Below are 14,218 nucleotides of genomic sequence, written 5' to 3' on the forward strand. Positions count from 1 at the left end.
TATGCAATGGCAGACAGTGGACAGCACACCGTTTCTACCGCCGCTGTACTGGCGCGCGGCACTCAAGCGCAAGATCACCGGCAGCGCACTGCCCGAACATGGCCTGCGTTGCCAGGTGCGCGTCGATCCCAAGGCTGTCGCGGCGTACCGCAAGGTCTGCGGGTTTGCCGACAGCCCGATGCTGCCGGCGACTTATCCGCACATCCTGGCGTTCGGCCTGCAGATGCAATTGCTGACCGACAAGACCTTTGCATTCCCGTTGCTGGGGCTGATTCACCTGAGCAACCGCATTCGCGTCCATCGACCCCTGGGCGGTGTGAGTGAGCTGACCGTCGGCGTGTACACCTGCAATCTCAAGCCCCACGCCAAGGGCGCGACCTTTGACTTGGTGACCGTGGTCGAGGATGCCCTGGGGCTCCTCTGGGAAGCCCAAAGCACAATGTTATGCCGTGGTGTGAAGCTTGAGGGCGAGACCGTGGAGCATGGGTTGTCGGTGCACGTGCCCCTCAGCGAGCTGTCCCGTTGGAACGCCCCGGCTGATATCGGTCGACGTTATGCCCGCGTGTCCGGCGATTACAATCCGATTCATCTCAGCGCACCGACGGCCAGCCTGTTCGGCTTCCCCCAGGCCATCGCTCACGGGTTATGGAACAAGGCCCGCACTCTGGCGGCGCTGGACCAACACCTTCCGCTCGCCAATGTCGACATTGAAGTTGAATTCAAAAAATCCGTACGCCTGCCCGGCGAAGTGATACTGATGACCAGCGGCGCCGGCTCAAGTGGCGAGTTAGTGTTGAACGGCGCAGGGGCTATTGAGCATATGCTCGGGAAGTGGCAACCGATTGCCTGAATTCCACTGTTTAATTGTATATATACACCTTAAGTTATAGCGGACCCGCCCGGGTCCGCTTTTTTTATTCAACTTATTGATTTTCATAAACTATATTTACTGAACTTCTACACTTTATACCGTTTGTATTAGCGCTTAAGCCGACTAAGACCTTATGTATATAAATCGTTAATACGAAGTTGAGCGTTGCGAGAAAACCGACCCAGGTCTGTGATTAATCACACGGACAAACGTATCGCTGGCCGAAGAAACGGCGAACGTTTGAAACAACCAAGGTTGTACCTGGTGCAAGGAACTCAATCATGAAAACTCAAGTCGTGTTCTGGAAAGCAAGTACCGCACTGGCGTTGATTCTGGCAATGAGCCTCGGCGGCTGCAGCAGCGGTGGTGGCGGACACAAATCAAGCGTGGCGGCGTCGTCGCCGGATGCTGGCGCAGGTGCCGGTGGCGGTACGGGGGGTGGCACCGGCGGCGGCTCTGGCGATGGTACCGGCGGCAGCACGGGTGGTGGTACCGGTGGAGGTACAGGCGGCGGCACGGGTAGCGGTACCGGTGGTGGTACAGGCGACGGCACTGGCGGCGGTACCGGTGGTGGCACTGGCGGAGGCACTGGCGGAGGCACAGGTGGCGGCACTGGCGGCACTGGCGGCGAAACAGGTTCGACAGCCACTCCGCTCGTCACTGGCCGGATCGCCGGCACCCTCGGCACCACCGTGGGCAATGTGGGCGCAGCGGTGGGTGATCTCGGTTCGACCTTGAACGGTGTGCCCATTGTCGGCACGACGGCAGGCGGCCTGGTCACTTCGGCCGGCACCGCCGTCACCAGCATCGGCACCGGCGTCACCGGTGGCCTGGGCTCCCTGGGCACCCGCCGTAACTCGCTGGGCATCACTGTGTCGGGTGTTGGCAACGGCGTGTCCGATTTGGGCGGTGGCCTGTCGACCACCGGCCGATCGCTGTCGACCACCCTCGGCGGTGTCCCCGTCGTCGGCGGTCTGACCGGCGGCGTGGGCGGCGCAGTCGGTGGTGTGGTGGATAACGTCGGCACTGCCGTGACAATGCTCGGCGATACCCTCAGCACCGCCAGCACCACCGGTCCCTTGGGCTCCCTGACCGGCAACGTGAACCGCAGGGTACTGGTGCCGGTGGTTTCACTGGTGGAAAACACCACCGGCAACCTCGGCAATGCCACAGGCCTGGGTACGCCTGTCAACGGCCTGGTGGACAAAGTGGGCGCCGCCGTCACCGGCCTCGGCACCCAGGTCGCCAGCACCGGCGGTACCGGCAACCCTGTGACCAAGCTTGTCGGCAACGTGCTGACGGGCGTCGGCGGCACGCTCGACAAGTCCGGCGGCTATGTCGCGCCCACCGGCGGCGCCGCAGCCCCCGGTATACCGGAGCTGGTCGGCGGCCTGGTGAACAACGCAGGCACCGGCCTCAACGTCGGCAACACCAACGGCACCGTCAGTGCAGCCGGTGTGACCGGCGGCGCATTGGGCAACACCATTGCCTCGGTGGGCACCGTACTGGGTGGCACGGGTGTCGCCAACACCGGCGCCACCGCCCCGGTCGCAACCGTGACCGCCAACGTCGGCGCAGCCTTGAACCCAGTGACCTCCGGCGTCACCACAGTGACGCAAAACATCGGCACCACCACCGGCGTCGGTGCTCCGGTCAACGGCCTGGTGACTCAAGTCGGCGGCGCCGTCAGCAGCCTGGGCACTAACCTGAGCACGGCCAGCGCCAACCCGGTCACCACGACCCTGGGCACCACCGTAACCGCCGTGGGCAATACGGTAGGCTCAGTGGGCGGCCTGGTCACAGGCGGCAACGGCGGCAACGGCGGCACTGCAGCAACCGGAGGCCTGGGCGGTTTGGTGAACGGCCTGACCGGCAGATAGAAAATGCACCTGGCCGATTAGACGGTCTCCCCTGCGACGCCTACGCTTGGTTGAGACGAGAGACACGGAGTCAGTCTCTCGTCTTTTTGCTGGGCTGCCGCAGTTGACCAAGGAGTGTCCCATGCGCGTGTTCACGCCGTTGTTCCTGCTGACCCTCAGTGCTTACGCCCAGGCCGAGACCCTTCCCAACTTCCTCAACAGCAATGACACCATCCGCACCTTGCCGGTACCCAACCTGCCCGCCGACGCCTATCGACCGGCCACGCCGCAAACCCAGGTGCCTGAAGCGCAGCCCACCGCCGGCCAGCCCCTGTTGATGGACACCAGGGTGACCATCCGCAAACTGCAGATCGAAGGCGGCACGATCTATCCGCTCACCGAGACGGCCCAGGCCTATGCACCGCTGATTGGCCATGAGACCAATCTTGCGCAATTGATCGAAGCCACCCGAGGCATCACCCGTCGCTACCAGCAGGACGGCTACCTGTTGTCCTACGCGTTCCTGCCGCAACAGACCTTCGAAAACGGCCTGGTCCGCGTGGTACTGGTGGAAGGCTACATCAAGGATTACCAGCAAACCGGCGATGTCGGTGCGGTGTCGGCCTATGTCGACAAACTGGCGCAAAAGCTCCTCGCCGAACGCCCCCTCACGCGCAAGACCTTCGAGCGCTACACCACCCTGATGAGCCGCATCCCCGGCCTCACCGTACAAGCGCAAGTGCCGCCGCCGGGCACCACCGATGGCGCCACGCACATGCAGATCCAGGCCAGCCGCAAGCCCTTCACCACCAGCATGAGCCTGGTGCAGAAAAACCGGGGCGGCACCCAAGCCTTGCTCAGCGCCACCAGCCATGCGCAAACCGCCCTGGGCGAACAGTTGAGCGTCAGTGGCCTGTTCCCACCGGGCGAGGACAAAGAGCACTACTACCGCGTGGACTACAACCAGTTCATCAATGCCGAAGGCACCCAACTGGCACTCGCCGCAGAGCGTTATCGCGCCGATCCCCACAGCCGTGTGCAACTGGACGGCGGCTTCGAACTCAAGCCCCATCAGTCGATCGATCGCTACTCCGTCGGCCTGAGCCACCCCTTCATTGCCTCGCCCACCGAGTCACTCACCCTGGGCACGCGCCTGTACGCGGTGGACCAGACCACCCGCTACAAACTGGTGGGCTACCCGCTGCGCTTCGATATCGAATCCAACCTGCGTGCCCTGGCGTTCGAGGGCGACTGGCGCAAGGCCGACGCGCGACAGCTGCGCATCCTCACCGGCGGCCTGTATCACGGCATCGACGGTGTGGGCGCCAAGGCGCGCAGTGACCTGGACGTGGCCAAACCGGACCTCGACTTCTTCCGCCTGCGCCTGTCCGGCGTACAAAGCGACAAGTTCTTCGACAACTGGCAAGGCGTGCTCTCGGGTGCGCTCTACTGGAGCGACAACAGCCTGCCCGACAGCGAACGCGCCACGTTTGGCGGGCAGAACTTCGGCCGTGGCTACCCCGACGACCAGGGCTCGGGCGACAAGGGATGGGGCGTGGCGTACGAGGTCAACTACAGTTTCAACCGCACCGGCGATTGGCTGAAGGTGCTGCAACCCTACGTGGTGCTCGACCGCGCCAGGACCTGGTTCAACGACCTGCCGGTCAAGGCCGGCGACATGTCCTCGGCGGCGGTGGGTTTGCGCTTTGGCGATAACAAGTACTACAACATCGCCCTGGAGGCCGCCAAGCCGATGTCGGACATCGCCCTGGACAGCTTCAACCGGCGTGCGCGGTACACGCTGAGCTTCAGTTATCAGCTGTAAACGCCAAACATCCCTGCAGGAGCGAGCTTGCTCGCGAAGAACGTCAAGGCGACGCGGGGGACCTGGATGCCCGCGTCATCGTTAGCGTTCTTCGCGAGCAAGCTCGCTCCTACACCTACAGTTGATGAATTGTCTGGGGGAAAAGACTGTTGAGCGTATCGATCAGCCGCACCAGATAGATGGGCTTGCGAAACAAGTCCAGCACCTGCAGGCGCAGCATGTCGCTGACGTCATCCATCTCGGCATGGCCGGACATCACGATCACCGGCAGGTGGGAACGGGAAGTGTGCTCGCGCAGGCGCTTGATCAAGGAAATCCCGCTTTCCTCGGGCATGCGCAGGTCGGTGATGACCAGGGCGATATCGGGGTGCAGGGTGAGTTCCTGCAGGGCGAATGTCACGGAGGTGGCGGTAAAACAAACGAAGCCCTCGTTCTCCAGCGACTCCGCCAGTTCAACGAGGGCATCCTCTTCGTCGTCCACCAGCAGGATTTGCTGGCGGGGGGATACAGCAGCGTTCATGGGCACGTCCTGATCTTGCCAATCAAAAACCTAAAGTACCCGCGCAGTGCTGCCTGCCTGAGGGTCAGGGCGTGATGGTGCCTGTAATTTTCTCAAACAACGCGGTGATCTGTGGCGACAGTGTAGTCCCGGCTGCCAATATCACAAGCGCGACGATGGCCACCAGAATGAGGTATTCAATCGCTGTGGCCGCCTCTTTACGCGCAAAGAGCACCCGCAGTTGAACACAGAGTTTCATCAACAGATTGAGGATCATGATCCTGCTCCTTGCGCTCCGACTGCTTAAGGCGTTGGGGTAATCGCGGTGGTGATTTTGGTGAAGAACGCGGTGATCTGAGGCTTCAGGGTGGTCCCGGCTGCCAGTATGACCAATGCCACGATGGCGACCAGAATGAGGTACTCGATGGCCGTGGCCCCTTCCTTGCGCTGAAACAGCAACTGAAGTTGCACGTGAAGTCGAATCAACAGGTCAAGCAACATAAACACTTCTCCTCAGGCGACCAAGCGCCCTATCCCGGTGCTGCACAGTAATTGCGATGTGCCACCTGAGCATTGCCAACAAACCCCGGCCTCACAACTGTAAGAATTGACTAGTCATAAAGTAGTAGGGGCCTCTCTGACCTCGTAAATGCGTGTTTTCAAAGGGGGCGCACCTTGCATGCCGAAGAAATCTTTGCGTCAGTAATGGCATTTCGTCCTAGCTGAACTACCGTCAAATAGCGAAATAGTTAGTCACTGTTCATAGCAGCCAGGCTGCGACGTGAGCCTGCTGGATAGGCGGGCTGTGGTGTAGCAGGAAATGGAGAGCCGTCATGAACACGCGTCTGAGCATGGTACTGGCCGGTGTGTTACTGGTCGGTGCGCTGTTTGCCGGCTATTGGGGCTTGGTCCTCAGCCGTGAGCCCGCCCCGGCGCCGCCACCGCCACCCGCGGCAGCTCCCGCCGAACAAGCCGTTGCCGCGGTGGAAGACCAGACCCGTCAATCGGTCGTCGTCCTGGCCCACGATGTGCCCCCCTTCGTCGCCCTGGTGGCCGCTGATCTGAGCATCGAAAAACTGCGCACGGCACCGGCCGGCAGTATGAGCAGTGTCGAGCAGGCCATCGGCCGTACACCGTGGCGCGCACTCGGCGCCGGCAGTTGGTTGAACGACGAAAGCTTCACCCCCGGTGGGCCGCTGGCGCGCATGATCCGTGCCGATGAACGCGCCCTGGCCGTCGCCGTCGATGAAGTGATTGGCGCCGCCGGCCAGTTGAGTCCCGGCGACTATGTGGACGTGCTGCTGTACCTGCGCCAGGACGCCGCCAACCTTGAACAATCGGCCCAAGTGGTGATCCCGGCCATACGCCTGCTCAGTGTCGGTGACCAGATGGGCCTGACCAACGACGGTACCCCGGCGTCTCCTCGTGCGCTCACCGCCGAAGAGAAAGCCCAGCGCCAGGCCCCCTCACGCACGGTGGTGCTGGCCGTGCCCGAACAGCTGTTGAGCCGGTTGATGCTGGCCACCCAGGCCGGCACCCTGCGCCTGGCCGTGCGCAGCGCCGACGAACGCTTGCTGAGCCGCTACTGGGCCGGCGAAGGCGACGCGCCGGGCAACCTGCAAAACGCTAACCGCGACCTTTATCAGTTCACGCAACTGGCCTTCACCCAGGCCCCCAGGAAAGTGGCCCAGAGCAGTGCCCCGCGCCGGGCCGGTGTCGAGGTGATCCGTGGCAATCAAGCAACCCAACAAACACCCGACTGAACAAGGATGCTGTGCATGAGCCGACGTTTCATACCGGTGTTCACAGGGAAAATCGCCTGCGCCCTGCTGCTGTCGCACCTGTCCATGAGCCTGGCCGTGGCCGCTCAGGGCAATTGCGCCAGCCTTGGACAATTGCCCGCCGCGTTGTCGGTCGGCGAGGGCCTGCAACAGGCACTGCAATCGCCGGTGGCGATCACGCGCCTGGCCATTGGCGATCCGAAAATCGCCGACGTTCATCTCAATGGCGACCGGGGCTTCCTGCTCACCGGCGTCGGCCCCGGCACCACCAGCCTGATGGTCTGGACCGCCTGCTCGACCACGCCGCGCCAGAGCATGGTGTTCGTCAAGGGCAAGGCCAACAGCGCCCTGACCAGCCTGTCGCTGTCGCCGGCCGATGATCCGCTGCTGCCCAGCCAGGTCCAGACCGACATCCGCTTCGTCGAAGTCAGCCGTACCAAACTCAAGGAGGCCAGCACCAAGATCCTCGGCATCGGCAACAACTTCTTCCTCGGCAGCCCGAACTTGCTGTTCCCCACACCCAGCACCTTCAAACTGCCGGTGAGCGCGGACAACTTCAATATCGGCTTTGGCGGCGGGCGCGTCTCGGCGATGATCAACGCCCTGGAAAGCAGCGGCTTCGCCTACACCCTTGCCCGGCCAAGCCTGGTGGCCATGAGCGGGCAAAGCGCAACCTTTCTCGCCGGTGGAGAAATCCCCGTGCCGGTGCCGAGCAGCGGCAGCGACACCATCTCGATCGAGTACAAGGAATTCGGCATCCGCCTGACCCTCACCCCGACCGTGGTCGACCGTAACCGCATTTCCCTCAAGGTGGCGCCGGAGGTCAGCGAGCTCGACTACACCAACGCCGTGGTCATCGAAAATATCCGCGTGCCGGCCCTGACCATCCGCCGCACCGATACCAGCGTGTCCCTGGCCGATGGCGAAAGCTTTGTGATCAGCGGCCTGATCAGCAGCAACACCACCACCAACATCGGCAAGTTTCCCGGCCTGGGTGACATCCCGATCCTGGGCGCGTTCTTTCGCGATTCCTCGGTCCGACGCGAAGACAAGGAGCTGCTGATGATCGTCACGCCGCACCTGGTGCAACCCCTGGCGGCCAATGCCCAACTGCCGGCGTTGCCCGGTGAAAAAGTGCGCAACTATGACCCGAACTGGTACCGCCTGTTCTTCCTGGAAAACGGTAATTTCGACCGGCTCAACGGGCTGTCCCAATGAGCGACAACCTGAGCCAGACGTTCCTGGCAATCACCCGCAACACCACCGACCTGGAGTGGCTGCAGGGCGCGCTGGCGCCCCTTGGCCAAGTGGTCAGCGCCGGCAGCGGCACCCTCGATGAATTGCTCGCCCTGGTCGATGTAACCTTCGCCAACCTGGTGTTCGTCGGCCTTGACCGCGAGCACCTGGTGGCCCAGAGCGCGCTGATCGAAGGTGCACTGGAAGCCAAGCCGATGCTGGCCATCGTCGCCCTCGGTGACGGCATGGATAACCAGTTGGTGCTCAATGCCATGCGCGCTGGAGCGCGGGATTTCGTCGCCTACGGCTCGCGCTCCAGCGAAGTCGCAGGCCTGGTCCGCCGCCTGAGCAAGCGCCTGCCGCCGGTGGCGACCAACACGCTGCTGGGCGGCCTCTCGGTACTGTACGGCACCCAGGGCAGTTCCGACGGCGCACTGCTCACCAGCCACCTGGCGCTGGTGGTGCAAAAGAGCGGCCAGCAGACGCTGTTGCTCGATCTGGGCCTGCCACGCGGTGACAGCCTGGCGCTGCTGGGCCTGGAAAGCTCGTTCAACTTCGGCGATGCCCTGCGCCACCTGAGGCGGCTGGACACCACCCTGATCAACAGCGCCTTTACCTCGGTCGAAGGCGGCCTGCGCATTCTCGCCTACACGCACAACGACGAGCCCCTGGAGCGCACCAGCGCCGCCGAGCTCTACATGCTGCTCAGTGCGCTGCGCCAACACTTCCAGCACATTGTGGTGAACCTTGCCGGCCAGCCGGACAGCGAAGCCCTGCGCACCTTTGTCAGCCATTGCGACAAACTGCTGTGGTACACCGATCAGAGCGTGCTGGACTGCCGGCGCAACCTCGCCGTACTGAACCTGTGGCGCGAAAAAGGCATGAAGCTCGACCATGCCAGACTGCTGATCGATCGCTACGTCAAAAGCTGCGCGCCGGACGCCGATGCCTTGAGCAAAAGCTTCGGCCTGGAAGTGATTGCCGTGTTGCCGCTGAGCGCGGAGGTCCGGCTGAACGCCAAGAACCAGGGGCAAACCCTGTTTGCGCTGACACCGCGCGAAGCCCTGACTCAGGCGCTCAAGACCCTGGGCGAGCGCCTGGCGAAACGTTCGCAGGACGCCAATCGAAAATCCTCCAGCCGCTGGCTGGAGCGCTTGTTGGGAGCCGATAAATGACCAGCGAAAAACTCTTCGGCGCCCCCGCACGAGGCGTGGGTGGCAACACCGACCACGACGGCCTGAAACTGGTGCTGCACCGCTACATCATCGATGCCATCGAAGAGTCGGGGAAAAACCTGCTGGAAGGCTCGCGCCAGTCGCTGGCGCAATTTGTCATCGACAAAGTCGCCGAGTACATCAACCGCATGCACCTGGCGATCTCGCGCTACGAGATGGAGCGCCTGGCCGAAGAAATCGTCGACGAACTGACCGGTTTCGGTCCGCTGGAAGTGCTGCTGCGCGACCCGGCCGTCACCGAAATCCTGGTCAATGGCCCGCACCGGGTGTTTATCGAGCGTGACGGCCTGCTGCACCAGAGCGACCTGCGCTTTATCGACGCGCACCATGTGGAGCGCGTCATGCAGCGCATCCTCGCGCCGCTGGGGCGGCGCCTGGATGAGTCGTCGCCGATGGTCGACGCACGCTTGCCCGATGGCAGCCGGGTCAATGCGATCATCCCGCCGATTGCCCTGGACGGGCCGTGCCTGTCGATTCGAAAATTTCGCAGGGACATGCTCAAAAGCAGCGATCTGGTGGCCATGCAGACCATCGACCAGAACATTTTCGACTTCTTCCAGGAAGCGGTGGGCAAGCGTTGCAACATCCTCATCAGCGGCGGCACCGGCACCGGTAAAACCACACTGCTGAACATCCTCAGTCAGTTGATCAACCCCCATCAACGCCTGGTCACCATCGAGGACGTGGCCGAACTGCAACTGGCCCACCCCCATGTCGTACGCCTGGAAACCCGTCCACCGAATGCCGAGGGCCATGGCGAGGTCAAGGCCAGCGACCTGATCCGCAACGCCCTGCGCATGCGCCCCGACCGCATCATCCTCGGCGAAATTCGCGGCGTGGAAGTGATCGATGTCCTCACCGCCATGAACACCGGCCACGACGGTTCCATGAGCACCGTGCACGCCAACAATGCCGCCGATGCCCTGCTGCGCCTGGAAACCCTGGTGGGCCTGACCGGCCGCGTGGTCGCGGAAAAGACCCTGCGCCAGATGATCTGCGCGGCACTGGATGTGGTGGTCCAGTTGACCCGCCTGCCGGACGGTCGTCGTTGCGTCAGCGAGGTGGTCGAAGTGGTGGGCATCCGCGACGACGTGTACGTGACCAACACGCTGTTTCGCCATGACCGGCGTACCGGCTTCGGCTTCGTGCGCGAGGCGCTCAACCCGGCCGGCGAAAAACTGCGCCGCGAACCGGCCTAGCCCTGGAGGGGAATCGAGCATGACCGGGGCCATCCTGCTGTGCATCTGCCTGATCCTGATCGGCCTGTCGGTCCGCTCATTCCAGAACGGCTTGCGCCGCGCCCGTACCGAACGCGTGCTGGACCGCCTCGCCGAAGGCCAGCCGCAGCTCGTCGAAGAAAGCGCTTCCTGGAGCGGCGTGGAACGCATGTTCCTGCGCGCCGGCCTGGGCAAACCCAGTGACAACCTGCGCATGTGGCTGACCGTCTGGGGCCTGGGCGCCGTGCTGGGGGTGATGCTCGCCGGTTGGCTCGGCCTGCTGGTGATGCTGCTGTTGCCGCCCGTGCTGCTGCGCCTGTACCTCGCCTGGCGTTACCAGCGCCGGATCAAACGCATGATCGAGCAACTGCCGCCATTGCTCGACCACACCGTGCGCAGTCTCAAGGCCGGACGCACCCTGGCCGACGCGGTGCTGGGCGGTATCGAGGTGGCTGAAGACCCGCTGAAAAATGCCATGGGCCGAATGCGGCGCAACGTGCAACTGGGCGTCAGCCTGCCGGAGTCCGCCCACGATTTCGCCGAATTCTACGAACGCGACGAGTTCCGTCTGTTCGCCCTGGGCTTGAAGGTCAATCACCGCTACGGCGGCAATGCCAGCGAGCTGTTGGAAAACCTGATCAAGATGATCCGCGAGCGCGAGCAAGCCGCGCGCCAGCTGCGCGCCCTGACCGGCGAAACCCGGGTGACCGCCTACGTGCTCACCGCGCTGCCCATTTCGATGGTGGGCTATTTCCTGGCGGTCAACCCGGACTACCTGATGACCATGTGGAACGACGGCACCGGCCGCCTGCTGTTGTTCGTCGCCCTGATCATGCAGGTGCTCGGCTGTTTCACCCTGTGGCGCATGTTGCGGAGCGTATGAGATGGCTATTTCATTGCTAATCAGCGCCGTGTTGTTTCTGGCCGCCCTGGCGCTGGTGCTGGCCAACCTGATCAAACATCGGCGTGGTCAGCGCCTGGTTGCCCAGCGCCTGCAAGGCCGGATGGGCCGCGAACACCGTCTCGGTGCGATGATGCGGCAGTTGGGCAACAGCCCGCTGGCGCAACGCTCGGTCAGCCTGGACAACGAAACCCAGACCCTGCTCAACCGCGTGGGTTGGCGCAAAGCCAACCAGCGCTCGATGTTCGCCGCCTTCCAGATCGGCACGCCGGTGCTGCTGCTGATCGTGACCCTGATCACGCAGCAGGTGCTGTTTCCCAAGGGCGACTCGCCATGGCTGGTGCCCCTGATCGCGCTCGGCATCGGCTATCTGTTGCCCAAGCGCATCCTGGCCAGCGTGGCCAAGGCCCGCCAGCAGCGCATCTCCCAGGAAGTCTCGACGTTCATTCCGCTGCTGCGCATCCTGTTCGAATCGGGCATGGCGGTCGAACAGGCGCTGCGTGTATTGAGCATCGAAGCGCAACGCCTGCTGCCGGCGCTGACCCATGAATTGCGGCTGATCCTGAACCGGGTCGACTCCGGCCTTGAGCTCAGTGAAGAGTTGGGCAAGACCGCCAGGCTGCTGGCCGTGGACGAGTTCACCGACACCTGCATCATCCTCCAGCAACTGGTTCATCAGGGCGCCGGCGCGATGAAGTCGTTGCTGGCGCTCAAGCAATTGCTCGACGACCGGCGCCTGACCCGCATCCAGGAATTTGTGTCGAAGATGTCGGCGAAGATGTCGGTGGTGATGATGGTGTTTCTGTTTCCCGCCTTGCTGATCGTGCTCGGGGGGCCGGCATTCATCGGCATCACCCGGGCCTTGAGTAACTTATGAGGAATGCTCGATGAAAGCCTTGATCGCCGGTTTGAGCCTGTTGCTGCTCGGTGGTTGCGCCACCGATGGCCAAACCCCCTGGAGCGCCCTGACGGCCCCCGGCAGTTGCCCCAAGCCCGACGCCGAACAGACGCTGTCGTTGAACCTGGCCGATGAAATGGCCAACGACGGCAAACTGCACGCCAGCCTGGCCAACCTGCACACCCTGCCGGCCAGTTTGCCCCAGGTGCGCCTGCGTCAGGCCAAGGCGTATCGCTTGCTCGGGCGCAGCGCTGAGCCGCTGTACCGCAGCCTGCTCGGCACCTGCATGGCCGCCGAAGGCGAACACGGCCTGGGGCAAATGGCCGCGGCCAAAGGCGACAACGGCCTGGCCATGGCCCATTTGCAGCGCGCGGCGCGGCTGGCGCCCACCGACGAGAAAATCCGCAATGACCTGGGCGTGGTGTACCTCAACCAACTGCGCCTGGAAGATGCACGGTTTGAATTCATGACCGCCATGGAGCTCAAGCAGAGCGACCCGCTGGCGGCCATCAATCTGGTGACGCTGCTGATCTATCAAGACAACTGGAAGCAGGCCGCGCAGGTGGTCAGCCAGACAGGCCTGGGCCCCGAACAAGTCACCCAGGCCCAGGCCCGCGCCGAGCAACTCAAGGCCTCAAGCGTCAAGGCCGCAAAGGCCAAGGATCAGATCGCCACGGTCAGTGAAGCCCACAGCAACCCGAGGAATTGACGATGAAACTGCCCTGTCTTGCCAGCCTCGCCGCGCTGGCCCTGCCCCTCAGCGTCATGGCCATCGAGCCTGGCCCGTCCTCCCCGCAGCAGGCCGCCACGGAGGACTGGCTGGCCCTGCAGGTCAGTGGCCGAGCGGCATCCACCACGCCACAGGCAGCCTCCGCCGCCGAACGCGACCTGGCCGCGCAGCGCTGGCTGGAAAGCTTCAAGCATGAGATTCCGGAGTTTTTCGAGCAGAAAGTCGGCGGAAAAACCGAGGGCGGCAACTGAGCAAGCAAAAATGTAGGAGCGAGCTTGCTCGCGAAAAACTCACAGGCGCCGCGTTCATTCAGAAAACACGCGTTATCGTTGACGTTTTTCGCGAGCAAGCTCGCTCCTACATCATCATCGACCGTTGCCTCTCAGTGCGCCGTCACCCGCTGGCGCATCGCCGCGTTGTTGGGCGCCAACGCCAGTGCCAACTGCGTGCGGTTATGCATATGCGTCAGGCGCAGCACCTGGGAAACATACAGCTTGACGGTGTTCTCGGTGATGCCCAGTTCGCAGGCAATCTGATAATTGGTCTGCCCCTTTCCAACCAGCCTGGCTACGTCCAGTTGGCGCGGTGACAACTGGTGGAAAATCGCAGGCATTTCAACCTGGCCCGCCTCCTGCGTCGAGGCCTCTTCAGCGTCCGGCCCGGGCGGACTGCGGCGCACTTTATCGAGATCCTGGTACAGGTCGTCGATCGTTTCGGAGAGAAATTGCAGCTTCTGGTTCAGGTTGCCCAGTTGCAGGTCTTTCCTGCGCTCCTGCAACGCGACTTCCTGGCGCTGCAAACCTTCGAGCAATTCGTCCAGATTGATTGGCTTCTGGTAGTAGTCCGCGATGCCGGCGCGCAGGGCCTTGATCACGTCCTGCTTGTCGGAGCGCCCGGTCAACATGATCGACTCGAACACCCGCTGCCTGCCGGCAATCTTTTGCAGCGCCTGGACCAACTCGATGCCGTCCATGCCCGGCATGTGCAGATCGCACAGCACCAACCCGATTTCACTGTCTTCGCCAAAGCGTTTCAAGGCTTGCTGACTGGACTCACAGGGGACACAACGGAACCCGCTGCTTTCAAGAAACTCACACAGCTCTTCCACGATCAGCGGCTGATCGTCGACCACGAGCACTTTTACCGCAGAATTAAGCTTGTTCACG

Annotated in this window: 15 protein-coding genes; 11 read left to right on the plus strand and 4 right to left on the minus strand. The window is 63.0% G+C overall.

Features of this window, described 5'->3' with window-relative positions:
• Position 1 precedes the first annotated feature (1 nt).
• From BFQ00_RS21945 to BFQ00_RS21955, 3 genes are all read left to right on the plus strand, one after another.
• Positions 2–850, plus strand: coding sequence for a MaoC family dehydratase (locus tag BFQ00_RS21945; protein ID WP_065934746.1), 849 nt, complete (start codon positions 2–4; stop codon positions 848–850).
• A 302-nt stretch (positions 851–1,152) separates the two neighbouring features.
• A complete protein-coding gene (locus tag BFQ00_RS21950) occupies positions 1,153–2,751 on the plus strand; it encodes a collagen-like triple helix repeat-containing protein (RefSeq protein ID WP_065934747.1) in 1,599 nt (532 codons plus the stop codon).
• Between the two features lie 121 nt (positions 2,752–2,872).
• A complete protein-coding gene (locus BFQ00_RS21955) occupies positions 2,873–4,555 on the plus strand; it encodes a ShlB/FhaC/HecB family hemolysin secretion/activation protein (RefSeq protein ID WP_065934748.1) in 1,683 nt (560 codons plus the stop codon).
• Between the two features lie 115 nt (positions 4,556–4,670).
• Here the strand turns inward: BFQ00_RS21955 and BFQ00_RS21960 are convergent, their stop codons facing one another.
• From BFQ00_RS21960 to BFQ00_RS21970, 3 genes are all read right to left on the minus strand, one after another.
• The gene (locus BFQ00_RS21960; protein WP_065886490.1) at positions 4,671–5,075 is read right to left on the minus strand and encodes a response regulator; all 405 of its coding nucleotides are present in this window, start codon (positions 5,073–5,075) and stop codon (positions 4,671–4,673) included.
• A 64-nt stretch (positions 5,076–5,139) separates the two neighbouring features.
• Positions 5,140–5,331, minus strand: a complete 192-nt coding sequence (locus tag BFQ00_RS21965; protein ID WP_065886489.1) for a Flp family type IVb pilin — start codon at positions 5,329–5,331, stop codon at positions 5,140–5,142.
• 26 nt (positions 5,332–5,357) lie between these two features.
• Entirely contained in the window at positions 5,358–5,555 is a 198-nt protein-coding gene (locus BFQ00_RS21970; RefSeq protein ID WP_065886488.1) for a Flp family type IVb pilin, read from the minus strand.
• A gap of 332 nt (positions 5,556–5,887) precedes the next feature.
• Here BFQ00_RS21970 and cpaB point away from each other — a divergent pair, with 332 nt between their 5' ends.
• The 8 genes from cpaB to BFQ00_RS22010 are packed head-to-tail and all read left to right on the plus strand — an operon-like array spanning position 5,888 to position 13,303.
• A complete protein-coding gene (gene cpaB / locus BFQ00_RS21975; RefSeq protein WP_065934749.1) occupies positions 5,888–6,817 on the plus strand; it encodes a Flp pilus assembly protein CpaB in 930 nt (309 codons plus the stop codon).
• A gap of 15 nt (positions 6,818–6,832) precedes the next feature.
• On the plus strand, positions 6,833–8,053 hold the full coding sequence (locus tag BFQ00_RS21980; protein WP_065897455.1) for a type II and III secretion system protein family protein: 1,221 nt from the start codon (positions 6,833–6,835) through the stop codon (positions 8,051–8,053).
• Positions 8,050–9,246 (plus strand): AAA family ATPase, encoded by a 1,197-nt coding sequence (locus BFQ00_RS21985; protein ID WP_065934750.1) that lies wholly within the window; start codon positions 8,050–8,052, stop codon positions 9,244–9,246. Before BFQ00_RS21980 ends, BFQ00_RS21985 begins: the two co-directional genes overlap by 4 nt.
• Complete coding sequence (locus BFQ00_RS21990) at positions 9,243–10,505, plus strand: CpaF family protein (RefSeq protein WP_065886484.1); 1,263 nt, start codon at positions 9,243–9,245, stop codon at positions 10,503–10,505. Before BFQ00_RS21985 ends, BFQ00_RS21990 begins: the two co-directional genes overlap by 4 nt.
• Positions 10,506–10,524: 19 nt before the next feature.
• Positions 10,525–11,406: a type II secretion system F family protein gene (locus tag BFQ00_RS21995; protein ID WP_065934751.1), complete on the plus strand. Its 882-nt coding sequence runs from the start codon at positions 10,525–10,527 to the stop codon at positions 11,404–11,406.
• 1 nt (position 11,407) lies between these two features.
• Positions 11,408–12,301 carry a type II secretion system F family protein gene (locus BFQ00_RS22000; RefSeq protein WP_083208086.1) on the plus strand — a complete coding sequence of 298 codons (894 nt, stop codon included), beginning with the start codon at positions 11,408–11,410 and terminating at the stop codon, positions 12,299–12,301.
• A gap of 10 nt (positions 12,302–12,311) precedes the next feature.
• On the plus strand, positions 12,312–13,031 hold the full coding sequence (locus tag BFQ00_RS22005; RefSeq protein WP_065934752.1) for a tetratricopeptide repeat protein: 720 nt from the start codon (positions 12,312–12,314) through the stop codon (positions 13,029–13,031).
• A 2-nt stretch (positions 13,032–13,033) separates the two neighbouring features.
• Complete coding sequence (locus tag BFQ00_RS22010) at positions 13,034–13,303, plus strand: DUF3613 domain-containing protein (protein ID WP_065934753.1); 270 nt, start codon at positions 13,034–13,036, stop codon at positions 13,301–13,303.
• Between the two features lie 131 nt (positions 13,304–13,434).
• Here BFQ00_RS22010 and BFQ00_RS22015 read toward each other — a convergent pair whose 3' ends face one another.
• The gene (locus tag BFQ00_RS22015; RefSeq protein WP_065934754.1) at positions 13,435–14,217 is read right to left on the minus strand and encodes a response regulator transcription factor; all 783 of its coding nucleotides are present in this window, start codon (positions 14,215–14,217) and stop codon (positions 13,435–13,437) included.
• Between the last annotated feature and the right edge of the window lies 1 nt (position 14,218).

Origin of the sequence: Pseudomonas sp. 28 E 9 (assembly GCF_900004785.1) — a bacterium.
GTDB lineage: Bacteria > Pseudomonadota > Gammaproteobacteria > Pseudomonadales > Pseudomonadaceae > Aquipseudomonas > Aquipseudomonas orientalis_A.

Coding starts and splice junctions, on each gene's coding strand:
- BFQ00_RS21965 (WP_065886489.1), bottom strand. CDS start 5,331: ATGATCCTCAATCTGTTGATGAAACTCTGTGTTCAACTGCGGGTGCTC.
- BFQ00_RS21950 (WP_065934747.1), top strand. CDS start 1,153: ATGAAAACTCAAGTCGTGTTCTGGAAAGCAAGTACCGCACTGGCGTTG.
- BFQ00_RS22000 (WP_083208086.1), top strand. CDS start 11,408: ATGGCTATTTCATTGCTAATCAGCGCCGTGTTGTTTCTGGCCGCCCTG.
- BFQ00_RS21990 (WP_065886484.1), top strand. CDS start 9,243: ATGACCAGCGAAAAACTCTTCGGCGCCCCCGCACGAGGCGTGGGTGGC.
- BFQ00_RS21970 (WP_065886488.1), bottom strand. CDS start 5,555: ATGTTGCTTGACCTGTTGATTCGACTTCACGTGCAACTTCAGTTGCTG.
- cpaB (WP_065934749.1), top strand. CDS start 5,888: ATGAACACGCGTCTGAGCATGGTACTGGCCGGTGTGTTACTGGTCGGT.
- BFQ00_RS21945 (WP_065934746.1), top strand. CDS start 2: ATGCAATGGCAGACAGTGGACAGCACACCGTTTCTACCGCCGCTGTAC.
- BFQ00_RS21960 (WP_065886490.1), bottom strand. CDS start 5,075: ATGAACGCTGCTGTATCCCCCCGCCAGCAAATCCTGCTGGTGGACGAC.
- BFQ00_RS21980 (WP_065897455.1), top strand. CDS start 6,833: ATGAGCCGACGTTTCATACCGGTGTTCACAGGGAAAATCGCCTGCGCC.
- BFQ00_RS22005 (WP_065934752.1), top strand. CDS start 12,312: ATGAAAGCCTTGATCGCCGGTTTGAGCCTGTTGCTGCTCGGTGGTTGC.
- BFQ00_RS21995 (WP_065934751.1), top strand. CDS start 10,525: ATGACCGGGGCCATCCTGCTGTGCATCTGCCTGATCCTGATCGGCCTG.
- BFQ00_RS21955 (WP_065934748.1), top strand. CDS start 2,873: ATGCGCGTGTTCACGCCGTTGTTCCTGCTGACCCTCAGTGCTTACGCC.
- BFQ00_RS21985 (WP_065934750.1), top strand. CDS start 8,050: ATGAGCGACAACCTGAGCCAGACGTTCCTGGCAATCACCCGCAACACC.
- BFQ00_RS22010 (WP_065934753.1), top strand. CDS start 13,034: ATGAAACTGCCCTGTCTTGCCAGCCTCGCCGCGCTGGCCCTGCCCCTC.